Here is a 17437-nt window from a genome sequence, read left to right as displayed (position 1 = left end):
TTCCTCAGGCCGCGCGGGCCAGATCAGAGGCGTTGAACCATTCGGCAAAGGCGGCCTGTTCGGCGGCGCTCAGATGCAGGTAGTGCTTGGTGCGGCGGGTCAGGATATCCTCGGGCGTGCGCGCCCATTCGCGGGCGACCAGATAGCGCGCCTCGGCCTCGTAGAGCTGGCCGCCGAAATGGCGCCCCAGATCGGCCAGCCCCATCGCCCCCGCCACCACGTCGCGGGTCCGTGCGCCGTAAAGCCGCCCGTAATGGCGCACCAGCGCCCGTGGCATCCAGGGATGAAGCTCGCGCAGCAGCGCCGCGAAACTTTCGTAATCGGCATTGGCGATCTCGCCGCCCGGCAGAGGCGCGGTCTCGGTCCAGTCGGGGCCCATCTGCGGGAAGATCTCGGCCAGCCGGTGCATCCCGCGTTCGGCCAGTTCGCGAAAGGTGGTGATCTTGCCGCCGAAGATGTTCAGCATCGGCGCCCCACCATTCCGGTCAAGGTCGAACACGTAGTCGCGCGTCACCGCCGAGGGGTTGCCCTGCCCGTCATCGAAGAGCGGCCTGACCCCCGAGAAGGAATGGATCACATCCTCGCGCCGCAGCTTTTCCTTGAAATAGCGGTTCACGGCGGCCAGCAGATAGTCGATCTCGGATTCGTCGGCGGTCACGTCCTCGGCCCGGCCTTCATAGGCGATGTCGGTCGTGCCGATCAGCGCCATGTCGCCCTCGTAGGGGTTGATGAAGATCACCCGCTTGTCGTGGTTCTGGACCAGATAGGCGTTCGGCCCGTCCCACCATTTCGGCACGATGATGTGACTGCCCTTGACCAGCCGCACGTTGCGGGCCGAGTTCGAGCCCGCAACGCGCGTGATGATGTCGCTGACCCACGGACCCGCGCAATTCACCAGACAGCGGGCGCGGAACTGGCGCGTCTCGCCGGTCAGGCTGTCGCGGGTGGTGACGGACCAGGCCCCGTCCTCGCGCCGGGCCGAGATGCAGGGGCTTCGCGTCAGCACCGTCGCGCCGCGTTCGGCCGCGTCCACCGCGTTCAGCACCACGAGGCGCGCATCATCGACCCAGCAATCGCTGTATTCGAACCCCTTGTGATACTTGTCCAGCAGCGGCGCGCCCTCAGGGTCGCGGCGCAGGTCCAGCACCCGCGTTCCGGGCAGTTTCCGCCGACCCCCGAGATTGTCGTAGAGAAACAGCCCCAGCCGCACCAGCCATGCGGGCCGGTCATCAGGGCTGTGGGGCAGCACGAAGCGCATCGACCAGATGATGTGAGGGGCTGCGCGCAGCAGCACCTCGCGTTCGATCAGCGCCTCGCGGACCAGGCGGAATTCGTAATATTCAAGATAGCGCAGCCCGCCATGAACCAGCTTGCCCGACCGCGACGAGGTGCCCTGCGCCAGATCGTCCTTTTCGCACAGCACGACCGACAGGCCACGCCCGGCGGCGTCGCGCGCCATGCCCGCGCCGTTGATGCCGCCGCCGATCACGAACAGGTCGATCATCTCGGGGTCATGGGTCATCCTGTTTCTCCTGTCGTCGGGCGCGAGCGGGCCAGCGCGGCCCAGACGGGCGGCATCGCGGCGCGGGTCGCGGCAAAGGCGGGGTAAAGGCGCGCATAGGTCGCGGCCAGATCGGGGTCGGGCATCTCGGGGGCGCCCAGAAGCGGCGTCACCCATCGGTCGATGCAGCTCCGCATGTCGGGGGCGGCGCCGATGGCGACGGCAGCCATCATGGCGGCACCGGCCGCCCCGGCCTCGTCACGCGCCGAGACGCGCAGCGGCGCGTTGAGGCAGGCCGACAGGATCGCGCGCAAGCCCGGCGATCGCGCAGCCCCGCCCGTCAGGCGCAGTTCCGAGGGCAGCGGCCCCATCGCGGCGTAGCAATCGCGCATGGCCATGCCCAGCCCCTCGGCCACGGCCCGGACCAGATCGGGATAGCGATGCGCCGCCGACAGACCGGTGAACGCGGCCCGCGCATCGGCATCGACAAAGGGACCACGCTCGCCCGCCTCCGAGATATAGGGATGATACAGCACCCGCCCCGGCGCGGCCTGCGCCAGCCAGCCGTCCAGCCGCGCGACCAGATCGCGATGCGTCACGGGCTGGCCCATCTCGGACAGAAGGTCCGCCGCCAGCCCCAGCACCCAGTCGAGGTTCAGCGTCGCCGCCATGTTGGTCTGGACCTGCGTCACCATGCCCGGCACCGGCAGGCAGATCACATAGCCCGTCCCCTGATCGTTCAGATGCACCCGTTCCGCCGCAACGGCGCGCAGATGCACCCCGGTCGATCCGACGGTCGAACAGGCCACGTCTCCCGCGCCCTGCCCCTCGTGCCCGGCCAGCACGCCCGCACCAAGGGCTGTCATCACCATGTCCACATAGCCCAGACAGACCGGCGTGCCTGACAGAAGGCCGGTGGCGCGGGCGGCCTCGGCGGTCAGGGGATGGGTGATCTGCGTCCCCTCGATGATGGGCGGCAGCAGGGCGCGGCGATGCGTCAGGCCAAGGGCTGCGATCACCGCATCGTCATAGGCGCGCCTGCGGAAATTGCCGAAGGTAAAGCTGGCCTCGGACGGATCGGTCGCGCGGATGCCGGTCAGGTTGAGGTAAAGCCAGTCCTTGCAATGCAGCGCGACCTCGGCCCGGTCCAGCAAGTCGGGGTGGTGGGCGTCCATATGCGCCATCTGCGCGCCCTGCTGGCAGGTGTTGAGGCCAGTCCCCGTCGCCTCGAACCGGGCGCGGTCCTGGCCCAGTCGCGTCACGGTCGGCGCGGCGCGGGCGTCCAGCCAAAGCCAGGCGTCACCGACCGGACCGTCGCGCCCGACAAGCCATGTCCCGTCGCCCTGCCCCGTCACCGCCAGCGCCGCGGTCCGCGCGGCAAGCCCCGGCACGCGATCGGCCAGACCGCGCAGCGAAGCCGCGCAATCGGCCCAGGTCCGCGCCATGTCCTGCACCGCCGATCCATCGGCCCCGCTGCGATAGCGATTGGCGACCGAGGCCGCGCCAAGCTGCCGCCCGTCCAGATCGAAGGCCACGGCCTTGATGACCGACGTGCCCGCATCGATGCCGATCAGGACATCGCGTCCGCCCGGCGCATCGCCGTTGAAGGCGCCCCCCTCGACCATCTGCTTCCCCCTCGCTTGCGGCGCCGCAGGGCGGCTTACCGCATTCCCGATATAGCACGCATTCGGGTTGTTAAACGAATTTTTTTACGGACAGCGCAAAATATTTCATCTAAGCTGATCCTGTTCGCCGCAAAACGGTACCGGGAAAGACGGCGCATTGTCGCGGCCCGGCACCTGAAAGCAAGACAGGCGAAGCCGAAGGGGAGGTCGGCGCTTGGTCATGAATACACCGCTTTTCCAGCGCCTTGCCGCGATCATGCCCGCCGCGCCCATCAGCGCGCACGACGCCGCCTTGCGCGCGGCAGGCCCGCGAATCGCCTACCCCTCCCGCGACGTCACCGACCAGAGAGGCCGCCCATGACCGCAGACGCCGAAAGCCCCCGGACCCCGCCCCGCGCCGCGGCGCCCAAGGCGGCGCCCTCGTCCCGGCGCGGATTGTGGCTGTCGCTGGCGGCGGGGGTGCTGGTTCTGGGCGCCATCGCGCTGGACACGACCGTCGTTCATGTCGGCTCCGAGGCCGATGTCCGCCAGCAGGCCTTTTCGCCGGACGCCTATGGCCAGCAGGAATTCCCGCGCATCCGCGACTTTGTCATCAGCCGCGCGGTCGAGGCCGAAGCCCTGCATGCCGCCATCGCCGCCGACCAGCAGGCGGCCATCGACGAATACGGCACGCCGGCCTCGACCGGGGCGATCTTCATGGTCACCGTCTCGGGCGTCGCAGGCACGCCCCGCGCCGGCGTCTATCCGCTGGAGGTCGAGGGCATGCCCGAAGGTCAGGTGATCCGCGTGCAGACCGGCCCCGCCATCAACGGCACCGACCTGCGCGACGCGCCGGGCGACATCGCCTTTGGCGCCTTCCGCAACCAGATCGAGTTCCAGGATGCCGGATCGGGCATCAACCGCGCCATGGCGGCCGAGGTTCTGGGCCCCATCGACACCGCCAACCTGACCGGCCGCACACTGACCGTGACCGGCGCCTTTCGCCTGATCAACCCGACCAACTGGATGATCACCCCCGTCGCGCTGGAGGTCCAATGACCGGCATCGTCCTTGCCGCGCGCAACGTGGCCAAGTCCTACGGGCAGGTCCATGCCCTCAAGGGCGTGAATTTCGACATCCGCCGCGGCGAGGTCACGACTCTGTTCGGGGAAAACGGCGCGGGCAAGTCCACGCTGATGAAGATCCTGTCGGGCGTCATCCAGCCCACATCGGGCGAGATCGTGCTTGACGGCCAGCCCGCCCGTTTCGCCAATGCCGCCGAGGCGCAGGCGCGCGGCATCTCGATCATCCATCAGGAACTGAGCCTCGCGCCCAATATGTCGGTGCGCGACAACATCTTCATGGGCCGCGAGATCATGACCCCCTTCGGCGTGGACTACGCCGAAGAGGAACGGCAGGTCCGCCTGCTGATGACCGAGCTGGAAGAGGATATCGACCCCCAGACCCCGGTCGAGGATCTGCGCCTTGGCCAGCAGCAGATCGTCGAGATCGCCCGCGCCCTGTCCGTGGACAGCCGCATCCTGATCATGGACGAGCCGACCAGCGCACTATCGGCAAGCGAGGTCGAGGTCCTGTTCAAGGTGATCCGCGACCTCAAGGCGCGCGGCGTCAGTATCGTCTATATCTCGCACCATCTGGAAGAGGCGCTGACCATCACCGACCATGCGGTCGTGCTGCGCGACGGGGTGATGACCGCCAGCGCGCCGCGCGACCGGATCGACCTGGAGTGGATCGTCCGCAACATGGTCGGCGAGAATTACGATCTGGGCAGCCCGCCCGACACGACGCCGGGCGCTGTGGCCCTGTCGATCCGCGGCCTGTCGGTGCCGGATGCGACCGGGCAGGATCTGGTGCGCGGCCTTGATCTGGACATCCGCGCGGGCGAGATCGTCTGCATCTACGGGCTGATGGGCGCGGGCCGGACGGAACTGCTGGAAACCGTCGCGGGACGTCTGCGCGCCAGTGGCGGGCAGATCGTGCTGGACGGGCAAGAGGTCAGCCACGTGTCCATCGCGGACCGCATCGCGCGGGGCCTTGCGCTGGTCCCCGAGGATCGCCAGCGCGACGGGCTGGTCCAGACCATGAGCGTGGGCCAGAACCTGTCGCTGGCTTCCATCGCGCGCTTCACGCGGGGCCTGTTCACCGACACGGGCGCCGAACGCGCCCTGATCGCGGACAGCATCCGCCGCGTCACGGTCAAGACCTCGGGCGGGGACGCGGCCATCGGCTCGCTATCGGGTGGCAACCAGCAAAAGGTGGTGATCGGCAAGATCCTCGCCACCCAACCCCGCGTCATCATGCTGGACGAGCCCTCGCGCGGCATCGACATCGGCGCCAAGGCCGAGGTGTTCCGCCTGCTGGCCGAAGGCGCGCGGCAGGGTCTGGCGGTTCTCTATTCGACATCCGAGGTCAGCGAATGCCTGTCCATCGCGCATCGGATCATCGTCATGCACAAGGGCCGCATCTCGGCCGAATTCGACAGCAGCGTCTCGAAGGAAAAGATCATGGCCGCCTCGGGCGAGTCCGTGGCCGCCTGAGCGCGAGGAGGAAACCATGTCCGCATCAACCACCAACCCCGCCTCGCCCAAGCGCCGCCCGCTGAACCTGACCCGCATCCTGCTTGAGGGTCGCGCCTTCTTCGCGCTGATCGCGATCATCGCGGTCTTTTCGTCGCTGTCGCCCAATTACTTCACGGTGGCGAACTTCCTGATCATGTCCAGCCAGGTGGCGATCTTCGGCATCCTGTCCATCGGCATGCTGCTGGTGATCCTGAATGGCGGGATCGACCTGTCGGTGGGCTCGATCCTGGCGCTGTCGGGGGTCGTGGCGGGCGCGATGATGCAGGGGGTGGAACTGGATGCGCTTGGCGTGATCCTTTATCCGCCGGTCTGGGCGGTCGTGGTGCTGACGCTCTGCGTGGGCGCGGCGGTGGGCGCGGTGAACGGCGTGCTGGTCGCCATCTTCAAGGTGCCGCCCTTCGTGGCCACGCTTGGCGTGATGTATGTGGCCCGCGGCATCGCGCTGCTGATGACGAACGGGCTGACCTACAACAACCTGCGCGGCCGCGAGGAACTGAGCAATACCGGCTTTTCGTGGTTGGGCTTCAACCGGCTCTGGGGCATTCCGATCAGCGTGATCGTGCTGGCCAGCATCGCCATCATCGCGGGGCTGATCCTGTCACGCTCGGCCTTCGGGCGCTGGCTTTACGCCTCGGGCGGGAATGAACGCGCGGCGGAATTGTCGGGCGTGCCCGTGAAGCGCGTCAAGATCACCGTCTATGTCGTCTCGGGGATGCTGTCGGCGGTGGCGGGGCTTGTGCTGGCCTCGCAGCTGACCTCGGCCGGTCCCACGGCGGGCATGACCTACGAGCTGACCGCCATCGCGGCGGTCGTGATCGGCGGCGCGGCGCTGACCGGCGGGCGCGGGACGGTGCGCGGCACGATGCTGGGCGCCTTCGTGATCGGCTTCCTGTCGGCGGGCCTCGTGATCATCGGGGTCAGTTCCTACTGGCAGACGGTCTTCACCGGCGCCGTGATCGTGCTGGCCGTGCTGATGAACTCGCTTCAATATGGCGGCCCCCGCAAGGGCTGAGGCCGCCCCGACCTTCCCCGCGCGGCCCGAAAAGAGGACGGGCCGCCCGGAAAGACCCCCGCAAGGGGCAGACCACCAACCCAAAGGGAGAGAGAGAATGCTGAAGATGACCCGCCGGATGCTGATGGCCGCCGTGGCAAGCGCCCCCCTGATGGCCGGCTCGGCCTGGGCCGAAGGGCTGATCACGATCATCGTGAACGACCCCGCCAACCCCTACTGGTTCACCGAGGGCGAGGTCGCGAAGGCCACCGCCGAGGAACTGGGCTACACCGCCAATGTGGCCGCCCATCGCGGCGACACCAATTCGGAAAGCACCCTGATCGACACCGCGATCACCAATCAGTCGGTCGCGATCATCCTTGACCCGGCCAATGCCGACGGCTCGATCGGCGCCGTCCAGAAGGCCGTCGATGCAGGCATCCCGGTCTTTCTGGTGAATGCCGAGATCAACCAGGAAGGTCTGGCCAAGGCGCAGCTTGTGTCGAACAACGCGCAGGGCGCGGCCCTTGGCGCGCAGGCCTGGGTCGAAGCCATGAGCGAAGAGGGCGGCCAGTTCGTCGAATTGTTCGGCAACCCCGCCGACAACAACGCGCAGACCCGCTCGAACGGGTTCGAGACCGTGCTGAGCCAGTATCCCGAATTCGAAAAGGTCGGCCAGGAGGTCGCGAACTGGGACCGCACGCAGGGCTTCCAGCGGATGCAGTCGCTGCTGCAGGCGAACCCCGACATCACCGGTGTGATCTCGGGCAATGACGAGATGGCCCTTGGCGCCATCGCCGCGCTGAAAGAGGCCGGGCGTCTGGACGGCATCGTCGTCGGCGGCTTCGACGGCAGCCCCGACGCGGTCGAGGCCGTGAAGGCGGGCGAGATGGCCTATACCGTGCTGCAACCCGTCGCGGTCTTCGCGGCCGAGGCCGTGCGTCAGGCCGACAACTACATCCGCACCGGCGAGACCGGCGCCGCCAGCGAAAAGCAGCTGTTCGACTGCCTGCTGATCACCGCCGAGAACGCGGATCTCTACAGCGCGCCCTTCGTGCTGGATCAATAAGCCCTCTGGCGGCGGGGGCACTCTGCCCCTGCCGCCGACACCTCTCAAGGAACCGGGACGCGCATGCTGCTGCTGGGCATCGACAACGGGCTGACCGTCACCAAGGCGGTGATCTTCGACGCCTCGGGCCGGGTTCTGGCCACGGCGCGGCGACGCGTCGCGCAATCCATGCCCCATCCCCGCCATGTCGAACGCGACATGGCCGACCTGTGGCGCCAGACCGCCGCCGCCATCGCCGAGGCCATCGCCGCAAGCGGCCAGCCCGCCTCGCGCATCGTGGCCGTGGCCGCGACCGCGCATGGTGACGGGCTTTATCTGCTAGACCGCGCGGGCGCGCCCCTTGGCCCCGGCATCCTGTCGTTGGACAGCCGCGCGGGCCGCGTCGCCGAGGACTGGGCGCGCGACGGCACCGCCGCGATGGCGCTGGAGCGGACGGGGCAAATGCCCCATGCCTCGGCACCTTCGGCGATCCTTGGGTGGATGCGCGACCATGAACCCGAGCGCTTCGCGGCCATCGGTCACGTTCTGGCCTGCAAGGATTGGCTGACCCTGTGCCTGACGGGCCAGATCGGCACCGACCTGACCGAGGCCAGCACGTCCTTCACCGACATGCGGACCCAAGGTTACGCGCCCGACATCCCCGCATTGTTCGGCCTTGGCCCCCTGCCCCTGCCCGAGATCGCCTTGCCCGATCAGATCGTGGGCCATGTGACCGCCGAGGCGGCTGCGATGACCGGCCTTCTGCCCGGCACGCCGGTCGCTGCGGGGCTGCATGACGTGACGGCCTCGGCGCTTGGCTCGGGCAGCTACGCCGAAGGGGTCGTCGCCATCGTGGCCGGCACCTATTCCATCAACGAGACCGTAACCCGCAAACCCCTGACCGATCCGCGCTGGTTCTGCCGCAACGGCATCACACGCGGCGAATGGAACGCCATGTCGATTTCGCCAGCATCATCAGCGAATTACGACTGGTTCCTTGACAATCTCTGCACCAATGACGGCTCGGGTGCTCCCCTGCACGAACAGGCCATCCCGCAGATCGAGGCGGCCTTGGCCCAACACTCGACCGCGCTGTTCCACCCCTATCTGTTCGGCTCGCCCCATGGGCCGCAGGCCAGTGGCGCGTTCTTCGGCCTGCGCGGCTGGCAAGGGCGCCCCGACCTGCTGCGCGCCGTGGTCGAGGGGATCGCCCTGAACCACCGCCACCATGTCGAGGCCCTGCGAGAGGGCTTTGCGCCCGGCTATGCGCGTCTGACCGGCGGCATCTCGCGCGCGCCCCTGCTGGCGCAGCTTTTCGCGGATGCGCTGGACATGCCCGTCACGACATCGCCCGTCGAAGAGGCCGCCGCCTGGGGCGCGGCGCTTTGCGCGGGGGCGGGGGTCGACCTTTTCGCATCGCCCCGCCACGATCCGCGCACCGAGGCCGGCACGACCCATCAACCCGACCCCGCCCGCGCCGCCGAGTTGACCGCCCGTCACGCGCTGCTGACCGATCTGGCGACGGCCCTGACGCCGTTCTGGCCCCGGATCGAGGCTTTGGGCGCGCCATGATCCGCGATCTCGACGTGCTGATCCTGGGGGCGGGGATCAACGGGGCGGGCCTGTTTCGCGACCTCTGCGAGCAGGGGATCGATTGCGCGATCATAGACAAGGGCGATTACGGCGGCGGCACCTCGGCCGCGCCCTCGCGGCTGATCCATGGCGGCATCAAGTATCTGGAAACGGGCGAATTGCGCCTGGTCGCGCAATCGACGCTGGAGCGGAACCTGCTGCTGAAGAACGCGCCGCATCTGGTCAGGCCGCTGCCGACGGTGATCCCGATCTTCTCGTGGCTACGCGGCATCGGCCCTGCGCTGCGGACGCTGATGGGATCGACCACGGCGCCCCGCAGCCGCGGCGCGGTGCTGATAAAGGCCGGGCTGGCGATGTATGATTTCTACGGCCGCCGCCACCGGGTCATGCCCCGCCATCAACTGTGGTCGCGGGCGCGCGCGCTGCGCGAAATACCGCCCCTGACGCCGCGCATCCGGGCAGCGGGGCAATATTACGACGCGGCGGTGACGCTGCCCGAACGGCTGGTCTGGGAACTGGTCGCGGACGGGCTCGGCGCCAATCCGCAGGCGCTGGCGCTGAACCACACGACGCTGGCGGGGACCGATGGCGAGGTGATCCGCTTTGACGGCCCCTCGGGTCCGGTGGCTCTGCGCCCCCGCATCGTGGTGAACGCGGCAGGGCCCTGGATCGACCGGGTGAACGCGGCGCTCGGCGCGCCCTCGCGGCTGATCGGGGGCACGCGGGGCTCGCATATCCTGCTGGACCATCCCGAACTGCTGGCCGCGCTGAACGGCCGGATGATCTATTTCGAGGCCGATGACGGCCGCATCTGCCTGGTCTTTCCCTATCTGGACCGCGCGCTGGTCGGCTCGACCGATATCCGCGCGGAGGATCCGGACGAGGTGGCCTGCGACGATGCCGAGATCGCCTATTTCCTCGGCGCGCTCAGCGGCCTGCTGCCGGGCCTCGACTTCGACGAAAGCCAGATCGTCTATGCCTATTCCGGCATCCGGCCCCTGCCCGCCTCGGACGCGGCCAATCCCGGCCTGATCAGCCGCGACCACTCCGCCCCGGAAATCGCGCCAGATGCCACGCGCCGCTGGCCGATCATCTCGCTGGTGGGGGGCAAATGGACGACCTTTCGCGGCTTTGCCGCCGAGGTCGCCGATGACCTGATGGCGCGGCTCGGCGTCACGCGCCGCCGGGACACGGCCCTGCTGCCCATCGGCGGTGGCCACGATTACCCGGCCGATGCGGGCGCGTGGAGCGACGATGCGGCCCGCCGCACCCTTGCCGCGCCCGCCCGCGCGCGCCAGCTTCTGGCGCGCTATGGCACGACGGCCGAGGCCATCCTGAGAGCCGAAGGCGCAGCACCTGCGATGCTGGAGGCCAGCGATCACAGCGAACAGGAGCTGGACTGGATCATCCGCAACGAACAGGTCGGCACGCTGGCCGATCTGGTCATGCGCCGCACGGCGCTGGCGGTGACGGGGCGCCTGTCGTCGCGCGATCTGGCGCGGATCGCGGATCTCTGCGCAGGGGCGCTTGGCTGGGACGAAGCGCGGCGCGACATCGACCTGAAAGAGACGCAGGCGATGCTGCTGACGCGGCACCGCCTGCGGATGGATCAGGCGGCCTCGGCCTGATCCAGGCGGGCCAGACGGGTCTCGACCGCCAGCATCTGCGCGACGGCATTGGCGGCCTCGGCACCCTTCTTCACGAAATGCTCGCGATAGAAGCCGGTCAGAAGCTCGGTCTCCTGGTAATTGTGCGGCGTCAGCGAGACCGAGAAGACCGGCACGTCGGTCTCCATTCCGGCCTGCATCAGCCCGGACACGACGGCCTGCGCCACGAAATCATGGCGGTAGATGCCGCCATCGACGACAAGCGCCGCCGCGACCACGGCGTCATATTTGCCGGTCCGGGCCAGCTTCTTCGCCAGAAGCGGCATTTCGAAGGCGCCGGGCACGTCCCAGGCCTCGATTTGGGCGCCGGGCATCAGGCCGGCGGCCTCGGCGACGAAACCATCATGCGCGCGGTCCACGACATCGGCGTGCCAGCGGGCCTTGATGAAGGCGATACGAGGAGATTTGGTCATCTTTCAGGAACCTTACGTTAATTGCGTCAGGCCCCCAAGGCATACCACCGCACACGCCGGGGTGGCGCATGAGACGGTTCTCTTCCATCCGGACTATACCGTCGGCCCCGGAATTTCACCGGATCTGCTGACCCTTCCCTCTCGGCAAGGCGCTCGCGGGCTGTCACCGCCGGTGGGGAATTTCGCCCCGCCCTGAGAACTCTTGCAGAATAGGCATTCCCGAGGGCAGCGCCAAGGCCCAAGCGGCAGGCCAGCGGGAAAAAACGACATCAGAGCGGTTCGATGTCGCCTTCGGCCCGCTTCGCGTGGAAATCCGCGACGAAGGCGTCCAGCCGCCCCTCGGCGATGGCGCGGCGCAGGCCCTCCATCAGGCGCTGATAGTAATGCAGGTTGTGCCAGGTCAGCAGCATGCCGCTGATCATCTCTTTCGCACGGAAGACATGGTGCAGATAGGCGCGCGAATAGCCGGTGCAGGCAGGACAGGTGCAGGTCTCGTCCAGCGGGCGCGGATCGTCCTGGTGGCGGGCATTCTTGATGTTGACCTGACCGCGTGGGGTCCAGGCCTGCCCCGTGCGCCCCGAGCGCGAGGGCAGAACGCAATCCATCATGTCGATGCCGCGTTGGACCGCGCCCACGATGTCGTCGGGCTTGCCCACGCCCATGAGGTAACGCGGCTTGTCCTGGGGCAGGAAACCGGGGGCATAGTCCAGAACGCCGAACATGGCCTCTTGCCCCTCGCCCACCGCCAGGCCGCCGACCGCGTAGCCGTCAAAGCCGATCTGTTGCAGGGCCTGGGCCGATTCCTCGCGCAGCTCGCGGGTGACGCCGCCCTGCATGATGCCGAACAGCGCATGTCCCGGACGGTCCCCGAAGGCGTCGCGCGACCGCTGCGCCCACCGCATCGACAACCGCATCGAGGCCGCGACCTCCGCATCCGTCGCGGGCAGCGCGGGGCATTCGTCAAAGCACATCACGATGTCGCTGCCCAGCAGGCGCTGGATCTCCATGCTGCGCTCGGGGGTCAGGTGGTGTTTCGATCCGTCCACATGGCTGGAAAAGGTCACGCCCTCTTCGGTCAGCTTGCGCAGGCCCGCCAGCGACATGACCTGAAACCCGCCCGAGTCGGTCAGGATGGGTTTCTGCCAGTTCATGAAGCGGTGCAGCCCGCCCATCCGCGCGACCCGTTCCGCCGTGGGGCGCAGCATCAGGTGATAGGTATTGCCCAGAAGGATGTCGGCCCCGGTCGCGGCCACGCTTTCGGGCAGCATCGCCTTGACCGTCGCCGCCGTGCCCACCGGCATGAAGGCCGGGGTGCGGATCTGGCCGCGCGGCGTGTCGATGATGCCGGTGCGCGCCTTGCCGTCCGTGGCGTGAAGGGTGAATCCGAAACGGGTGCTGTTCATCTGGCCTGACCTTCTGCAAGCGCTGGCTTTTAGCCCCGGCGTGGCGCGGGCGCAATGCGTGTGCCACTGGACCGGGGACGCGTGCTGCCCTATATAATCGGTCGGAATTGAAGGAAGACGCGATGACCGAACCCCTGATGGAAGGCGCGCCGCTGATCGCGCCCTCGAGCACCGATCACCCGCTCTACGAGTCGATCGTCGAGGCCTGCAAGACGGTCTATGACCCGGAAATCCCGGTCAACATCCACGATCTGGGCCTGATCTACACGGTCGAGATCAACGACGAAGCCGAGGTCAAGGTCATCATGACCCTGACCGCCCCCGGCTGCCCCGTCGCGGGCGAGATGCCGGGCTGGGTCGCCGACGCGGTCGAGGCCGTGCCGGGCGTCAAACAGGTCGACGTGGAAATGACCTTCCAGCCCCAATGGGGCATGGACATGATGTCGGACGAGGCCCGGCTGGAACTGGGCTTCATGTAACCACCCACCCCTTGCCACCGGCGGGGAACGCGAGGCCCCGCATCTTGAGCGGCGGCCCCTTCGCGCCTATCTCTTACATGACGCTGCCTGAGGAACGCACCATGTTTGCCCTGCCCGGAACCGCACCCGTGACCATCACCCCCGCCGCCGAGGCGCAGATCGCGCGCCTGATGGCGGGCAAGGGTGCCTTCGGTCTGCGGATCGGGCTGAAAAAGGGCGGCTGCGCGGGCATGGAATACACGATGGAACTGGCCGAGGCCGCAGGTCCCGCCGAAGAGGTCATCGAACAGGGCGCGGCCCGCGTGCTGATCGCGCCCATGGCGCAGATGTTCCTCTTCGGGACCGAGATCGACTTCGAGACGGGTCTGCTGGACTCGGGCTTCCGCTTTCGCAACCCGAACGTGACCGACAGTTGCGGCTGCGGCGAATCCGTCCGGTTCGAGCCCCTCGAAGGCAGCCGCGCCGCGCAAGGCTGATCCCGCCACAAGGCTGTTGCACGGCCGCGCCGCTCCGCTTAACTGCTTTCGCAGTCAAACGGAGGAATGACATGGCACCGCGCAAGCTGGCAGCAGGCAACTGGAAGATGAACGGCACCCTCGCCGCGCTGGCCGAGGTCGAGGCCCTGGCCGAGGCCCATCCCGCACCGTCCTGCGACGTGCTGATCTGCCCCCCCGCCATCCTGATCCATGCCCTGTCCACCCGCATCGCGGGGCGCGGCATCAAGGTCGGCGGTCAGGACTGCCACGCCAAGGCCTCGGGTGCGCATACCGGCGATCTGGCGGCCGAGCAGCTGGCCGATGTCGGCGCAAGCCATGTCATCCTCGGCCATTCCGAGCGCCGCGCCGATCACGGCGAGACCAGCGGCGCCGTCGCCGCGAAGGCCCGCGCCGCACATGAGGCCGGGCTTGTCGCGATCATCTGTCTTGGCGAGACCGAGGCCGAACGCGATGCGGGCCAGACGCTGGACGTAATCGCCGGCCAGCTGGCCGCCTCGCTGCCCGAGGGCGCGACCGCCGCGAACACCGTGATCGCCTACGAGCCCGTCTGGGCCATCGGCACCGGCCGCACCCCCAGCACCGAGCAGATCGCCGAGGTCCATGCCCTGCTGCGCGCGGACCTGTCCAAGACCCTGACCGACGGCGCGGATGTCGCGCTGCTTTACGGCGGCAGCGTCAAACCCTCGAACGCAGCCGAGATCTTCGCCATCCCCCATGTGAACGGCGCGCTGGTCGGCGGCGCCAGCCTCAAGGCCGCCGATTTCGGCCCCATCGTGGCAGCCCTGTCCGCCGCCTGACGGCTTCGGCGCGGCGGGATCATTTCGGCATTGCGCCGGACCTGCCGCGCCTGTATCTACCCCCGCAGGCACCCGTAGCTCAGCTGGATAGAGCGCTGCCCTCCGAAGGCAGAGGCCAGGGGTTCGAATCCCTTCGGGTGCGCCAGAAATTGCCTCACCAGAACGACGAAAGCGCCAGCATTTGCTGGCGCTTTTCGCATTCCGGCCCCTATGGATGCGCGGGACACCCCGGATTTGGTTCACAGTCTGGTTCACAAGTCTATGCACAATGCACTTGCGCGCTTCCTTGCAATTTGCCCATATGGCGCAATGAAGCCGCCAAAGATCATCCTGCGCGAAAGCACTTGGCATATCCGCAAGCGGGTGCCGATCCGCTATGCCGCTATCGAACCGCGATCCATCATCCATGTCAGCCTGCACACCGATAGCAGGGTCATCGCCCAGGCAAAGGCCATGCAGGTCTGGACGGAAATGATCGAAGCCTGGGAAGCGAAGTTGGCCGGGGCCGACCAAGAGGCCGAAAGCCGCCTTGCCGCAGCCCGCGAACTGGCGCAGCGCCGGGGCTACCGCTATCTCGCGGCGCCCGAGGTCGCCAAGCTGCCTATTAACGACCTGCTGACACGGCTGGAAAGCATCGTGGACGGCAACGGCCGGTTCGACCCCCGAGAGGCCGACGCGGCGCTTGGGCTGGTCACGCCCCCCGCCCTGACGGTCGCCCAGGCCTTGGACAGCTTCTATGAGGTGGCCGCCGAGGACTTGCGTGGCAAGAACGACGACCAGATACGACGCTGGAAGAACCCCCGGATCAAGGCCACCAAGAACTTCATCGACGTGATCGGCAACAAGCCCGTGGCCGAGGTCACGACCGAGGATATGTTTGCCTTCCGCAAGTGGTGGGTGGATCGCGTCATGGAGGGTCAGACGGCAGCGGAAACCGCGAACAGGGATTTCATCCACCTCGTCGGCATGTGGAAACGGGTCTGCCGGTCCAAGGGGATTGCCCTGGGCTTCTCGACCGAGGGGCTGATGCTGAAGAAGGACAAGGACAAGGACGATGTGCGCCCGCCCTTCTCGCCCGACTGGATCAAGGCCAAGCTGCTCGCGCCCGGCGCGCTGCGCGGGCTCAACACCGACGCGCGGCTGATCCTGCTGGGAATGGTGAACACCGGCTACCGGCCTTCCGAGGGCGCGGGGCTGATGCCCGACGAAATCAGGCTTTCCGACAACGTGCCGCATATCGTGATCCAGCGGAACGCGAATCGCGGCCTCAAGACGGCCCACAGCAAGCGGGTGCTGCCACTGGTCGGCGTCAGCCTTGAGGCGTTCAGGGAGGCGCCCAAGGGCTTCGCGCGCTATGCCCGCAACAGCGCGAGCCTATCGGCCACGGTCAACAAATACCTGCGGGAAAAGGGCCTGCTGGAAACGCCGGGGCATTCGCTCTACTCGCTGCGCCACAGCTTTGAGGACCGGCTTCTGGTGGCTGGGATAGATGAAAGGGTGCGGCGCGATCTTCTTGGCCACGCGCTGAACCGGGAACGCTACGGATCGGGCGGCGATCTGGTGTTCCTGCGCGATCAGGTCTTGAAAGCCGCGATCTAGGCGCGGCCTGCCAAGTGGTCGATCTGGGCGCCAGCCAGCAAGGCGCGGGCGCGGGCGACAGGATCGCGCGAACGCTGCGCGGCGGCGGCGCGGCTCGCCGCCTCAAGTTCCCGGTCTATCCGCTCGAAGATGGGCAGAGCGGACGGGTCGTGTTCGACGGCCCGCGCCGCGATCATCAGCGCCCGCTCAAGCCGGGCGAGGAAAGCCGGGTTCACGATATGGCGCGGCGCGTTCATTCACCCCTCCCACTGTTGATGATCTGCCCGCAGCAGGGGCATCGCTCGATGCCCTCGGCGTCGTCGGTATAGGTGATCGTCTCGCACTGGCATTCCGCATCATCGCCATAGAAGGCGCGGTTCGCGCAGCCCGGCACGAGGTATCGCCCGCCTGGCACATCCTTATCCTCGATCCAGCGACAGTGGTCAGCCATTGGCCTGCCTTTCCCGGATCGCGGCGACGAAGAAGTCCCGGCGCGTGGTGGCCTTGGGCTTGCGGTCCTCGTCTGCCAGGCGGTCGGCGGCGTCGATGACGATCCACGGGCGGCGGGCGCGCAGGACGTCGAGCAGGACATCGGCGCGGGCGCCGGTTTCGGCTGCGGCCTTGAGCCAGGGCGTCAGCATCGCGTCGGAGAAATTTGCCACGGAGTCCGGCTCGTATTCCAGGAGCGCCTTGAGGCCAGCGGTCACGGCTGCGCGCTGGCGCGCCTCGATCAGTGCCCGGATCGTGGCGATGGCGAAGACCTGGCCGGGCTTGCGGGCGTTGGTGCTGAAATTGCTGGTCATCAGACGGCAGCCCGCTTCGGCCACAGCATCGCGACAGGCCAGCGCCCAGTTCTCGCCCGCGATCAGGGCCGCGCGATAGATCTGATGGCCGGTCACGCGGATCTGACGGGTGTTGATGTCGATGAAGGCCTGCGCCTGTTCCTCGGGCGCGACCAGTGCGACCATGGCGGGGATCGACTTGATCCCGACCAGCGCGGCGGCATGGGCCCGGTGCTGGCCGTCGATCAGGGCATAGCCCCCGCCCTCGGCCGGGGCAACGATCACGGGGGTGAAGCGCGACCACCGGAAATCGGCGGCGATCCGGCGGATCGCGGCCCGGTTGCCTGCATTCAGCGGGCGCTGATAGCGGTCATCGATCAGGAGCTGGTCGATCTCGACCCAGAGGATCTGCGGGGCTGGCTGCGAGGCCAGTTCGCAGGGCTGCATGCCCTCGAGGTCGATGCGGCGGAAATGGCTGGTCATG

At 67.9% G+C, this 17437-nt stretch carries 17 protein-coding genes, 1 tRNA gene and 1 riboswitch; of the genes, 11 read left to right on the top strand and 7 right to left on the bottom strand.

Annotation, left to right across the window (positions count from 1 at the left end):
• Nucleotides 1–4 precede the first annotated feature (4 nt).
• Nucleotides 5–1522, bottom strand: a complete 1518-nt coding sequence (locus tag ACTZWU_RS04430) for a glycerol-3-phosphate dehydrogenase (protein ID WP_444736146.1) — start codon at nucleotides 1520–1522, stop codon at nucleotides 5–7.
• Nucleotides 1519–3126 (bottom strand): FGGY-family carbohydrate kinase, encoded by a 1608-nt coding sequence (locus tag ACTZWU_RS04425; protein WP_444736145.1) that lies wholly within the window; start codon nucleotides 3124–3126, stop codon nucleotides 1519–1521. Before ACTZWU_RS04425 ends, ACTZWU_RS04430 begins: the two co-directional genes overlap by 4 nt.
• 357 nt (nucleotides 3127–3483) lie before the next feature.
• On the opposite strand from ACTZWU_RS04425, the gene ACTZWU_RS04420 reads away from it, so the two are divergent.
• The 6 genes from ACTZWU_RS04420 (at nucleotide 3484) to ACTZWU_RS04395 (ending at nucleotide 10965) form a co-directional block, all read left to right on the top strand.
• Nucleotides 3484–4164, top strand: a complete 681-nt coding sequence (locus ACTZWU_RS04420; RefSeq protein WP_444736144.1) for a DUF2291 family protein — start codon at nucleotides 3484–3486, stop codon at nucleotides 4162–4164.
• Nucleotides 4161–5663, top strand: coding sequence for a sugar ABC transporter ATP-binding protein (locus ACTZWU_RS04415; protein WP_444736143.1), 1503 nt, complete (start codon nucleotides 4161–4163; stop codon nucleotides 5661–5663). The genes ACTZWU_RS04420 and ACTZWU_RS04415 overlap by 4 nt, the downstream gene beginning before the upstream one ends.
• 16 nt (nucleotides 5664–5679) lie before the next feature.
• Complete coding sequence (locus ACTZWU_RS04410) at nucleotides 5680–6717, top strand: ABC transporter permease (protein ID WP_444736142.1); 1038 nt, start codon at nucleotides 5680–5682, stop codon at nucleotides 6715–6717.
• A 97-nt stretch (nucleotides 6718–6814) separates the two neighbouring features.
• The gene (locus ACTZWU_RS04405) at nucleotides 6815–7765 is read left to right on the top strand and encodes a D-ribose ABC transporter substrate-binding protein (RefSeq protein ID WP_444736141.1); all 951 of its coding nucleotides are present in this window, start codon (nucleotides 6815–6817) and stop codon (nucleotides 7763–7765) included.
• Between the two features lie 63 nt (nucleotides 7766–7828).
• Nucleotides 7829–9316, top strand: coding sequence for an FGGY-family carbohydrate kinase (locus ACTZWU_RS04400; protein ID WP_444736140.1), 1488 nt, complete (start codon nucleotides 7829–7831; stop codon nucleotides 9314–9316).
• Nucleotides 9313–10965, top strand: a complete 1653-nt coding sequence (locus ACTZWU_RS04395; protein ID WP_444736139.1) for a glycerol-3-phosphate dehydrogenase/oxidase — start codon at nucleotides 9313–9315, stop codon at nucleotides 10963–10965. Before ACTZWU_RS04400 ends, ACTZWU_RS04395 begins: the two co-directional genes overlap by 4 nt.
• On the opposite strand, the gene ACTZWU_RS04390 is transcribed toward ACTZWU_RS04395, so the two are convergent.
• The gene (locus ACTZWU_RS04390; protein WP_444736138.1) at nucleotides 10947–11417 is read right to left on the bottom strand and encodes a 6,7-dimethyl-8-ribityllumazine synthase; all 471 of its coding nucleotides are present in this window, start codon (nucleotides 11415–11417) and stop codon (nucleotides 10947–10949) included. The two genes, ACTZWU_RS04395 and ACTZWU_RS04390, sit on opposite strands and share 19 nt — an antisense overlap.
• A 72-nt stretch (nucleotides 11418–11489) precedes the next feature.
• Nucleotides 11490–11621, bottom strand: a riboswitch (FMN riboswitch).
• Nucleotides 11622–11686: 65 nt separating this feature from the next.
• Nucleotides 11687–12820, bottom strand: a complete 1134-nt coding sequence (tgt, locus tag ACTZWU_RS04385) for a tRNA guanosine(34) transglycosylase Tgt (protein ID WP_444736137.1) — start codon at nucleotides 12818–12820, stop codon at nucleotides 11687–11689.
• A gap of 122 nt (nucleotides 12821–12942) precedes the next feature.
• Between tgt and ACTZWU_RS04380 the strand changes: the two genes are divergently transcribed.
• The 5 genes from ACTZWU_RS04380 (at nucleotide 12943) to ACTZWU_RS04360 (ending at nucleotide 16192) form a co-directional block, all read left to right on the top strand.
• The gene (locus ACTZWU_RS04380) at nucleotides 12943–13299 is read left to right on the top strand and encodes an SUF system Fe-S cluster assembly protein (protein WP_444736136.1); all 357 of its coding nucleotides are present in this window, start codon (nucleotides 12943–12945) and stop codon (nucleotides 13297–13299) included.
• A 101-nt stretch (nucleotides 13300–13400) separates the two neighbouring features.
• The gene (locus ACTZWU_RS04375) at nucleotides 13401–13775 is read left to right on the top strand and encodes a HesB/IscA family protein (protein WP_444736135.1); all 375 of its coding nucleotides are present in this window, start codon (nucleotides 13401–13403) and stop codon (nucleotides 13773–13775) included.
• 71 nt (nucleotides 13776–13846) lie between these two features.
• Nucleotides 13847–14593 carry a triose-phosphate isomerase gene (tpiA, locus tag ACTZWU_RS04370; RefSeq protein WP_444736134.1) on the top strand — a complete coding sequence of 249 codons (747 nt, stop codon included), beginning with the start codon at nucleotides 13847–13849 and terminating at the stop codon, nucleotides 14591–14593.
• Between the two features lie 68 nt (nucleotides 14594–14661).
• Nucleotides 14662–14738 (top strand) — tRNA-Arg (locus tag ACTZWU_RS04365).
• A gap of 164 nt (nucleotides 14739–14902) precedes the next feature.
• A complete protein-coding gene (locus ACTZWU_RS04360; protein WP_444736133.1) occupies nucleotides 14903–16192 on the top strand; it encodes an integrase in 1290 nt (429 codons plus the stop codon).
• Here the strand turns inward: ACTZWU_RS04360 and ACTZWU_RS04355 are convergent.
• From ACTZWU_RS04355 to ACTZWU_RS04345, 3 genes are read right to left on the bottom strand one after another with little or no spacing between them, the layout of a single operon-like run.
• Nucleotides 16189–16428 carry a hypothetical protein gene (locus tag ACTZWU_RS04355; RefSeq protein WP_444736132.1) on the bottom strand — a complete coding sequence of 80 codons (240 nt, stop codon included), beginning with the start codon at nucleotides 16426–16428 and terminating at the stop codon, nucleotides 16189–16191. The two genes, ACTZWU_RS04360 and ACTZWU_RS04355, sit on opposite strands and share 4 nt — an antisense overlap.
• Nucleotides 16425–16622, bottom strand: coding sequence for a hypothetical protein (locus tag ACTZWU_RS04350; protein ID WP_444736131.1), 198 nt, complete (start codon nucleotides 16620–16622; stop codon nucleotides 16425–16427). Before ACTZWU_RS04350 ends, ACTZWU_RS04355 begins: the two co-directional genes overlap by 4 nt.
• Nucleotides 16615–17436 (bottom strand): hypothetical protein, encoded by an 822-nt coding sequence (locus tag ACTZWU_RS04345; protein ID WP_444736130.1) that lies wholly within the window; start codon nucleotides 17434–17436, stop codon nucleotides 16615–16617. The genes ACTZWU_RS04350 and ACTZWU_RS04345 overlap by 8 nt, the downstream gene beginning before the upstream one ends.
• Between the last annotated feature and the right edge of the window lies 1 nt (nucleotide 17437).

The organism is Paracoccus sp. NSM, from assembly GCF_052379855.1.
GTDB lineage: Bacteria > Pseudomonadota > Alphaproteobacteria > Rhodobacterales > Rhodobacteraceae > Paracoccus.
This window is presented reverse-complemented; position numbering and strand designations above follow the sequence as displayed.

Coding starts and splice junctions, on each gene's coding strand:
- ACTZWU_RS04430 (WP_444736146.1), bottom strand. CDS start 1,522: ATGACCCATGACCCCGAGATGATCGACCTGTTCGTGATCGGCGGCGGC.
- ACTZWU_RS04425 (WP_444736145.1), bottom strand. CDS start 3,126: ATGGTCGAGGGGGGCGCCTTCAACGGCGATGCGCCGGGCGGACGCGAT.
- ACTZWU_RS04420 (WP_444736144.1), top strand. CDS start 3,484: ATGACCGCAGACGCCGAAAGCCCCCGGACCCCGCCCCGCGCCGCGGCG.
- ACTZWU_RS04415 (WP_444736143.1), top strand. CDS start 4,161: ATGACCGGCATCGTCCTTGCCGCGCGCAACGTGGCCAAGTCCTACGGG.
- ACTZWU_RS04410 (WP_444736142.1), top strand. CDS start 5,680: ATGTCCGCATCAACCACCAACCCCGCCTCGCCCAAGCGCCGCCCGCTG.
- ACTZWU_RS04405 (WP_444736141.1), top strand. CDS start 6,815: ATGCTGAAGATGACCCGCCGGATGCTGATGGCCGCCGTGGCAAGCGCC.
- ACTZWU_RS04400 (WP_444736140.1), top strand. CDS start 7,829: ATGCTGCTGCTGGGCATCGACAACGGGCTGACCGTCACCAAGGCGGTG.
- ACTZWU_RS04395 (WP_444736139.1), top strand. CDS start 9,313: ATGATCCGCGATCTCGACGTGCTGATCCTGGGGGCGGGGATCAACGGG.
- ACTZWU_RS04390 (WP_444736138.1), bottom strand. CDS start 11,417: ATGACCAAATCTCCTCGTATCGCCTTCATCAAGGCCCGCTGGCACGCC.
- tgt (WP_444736137.1), bottom strand. CDS start 12,820: ATGAACAGCACCCGTTTCGGATTCACCCTTCACGCCACGGACGGCAAG.
- ACTZWU_RS04380 (WP_444736136.1), top strand. CDS start 12,943: ATGACCGAACCCCTGATGGAAGGCGCGCCGCTGATCGCGCCCTCGAGC.
- ACTZWU_RS04375 (WP_444736135.1), top strand. CDS start 13,401: ATGTTTGCCCTGCCCGGAACCGCACCCGTGACCATCACCCCCGCCGCC.
- tpiA (WP_444736134.1), top strand. CDS start 13,847: ATGGCACCGCGCAAGCTGGCAGCAGGCAACTGGAAGATGAACGGCACC.
- ACTZWU_RS04360 (WP_444736133.1), top strand. CDS start 14,903: ATGAAGCCGCCAAAGATCATCCTGCGCGAAAGCACTTGGCATATCCGC.
- ACTZWU_RS04355 (WP_444736132.1), bottom strand. CDS start 16,428: ATGAACGCGCCGCGCCATATCGTGAACCCGGCTTTCCTCGCCCGGCTT.
- ACTZWU_RS04350 (WP_444736131.1), bottom strand. CDS start 16,622: ATGGCTGACCACTGTCGCTGGATCGAGGATAAGGATGTGCCAGGCGGG.
- ACTZWU_RS04345 (WP_444736130.1), bottom strand. CDS start 17,436: ATGACCAGCCATTTCCGCCGCATCGACCTCGAGGGCATGCAGCCCTGC.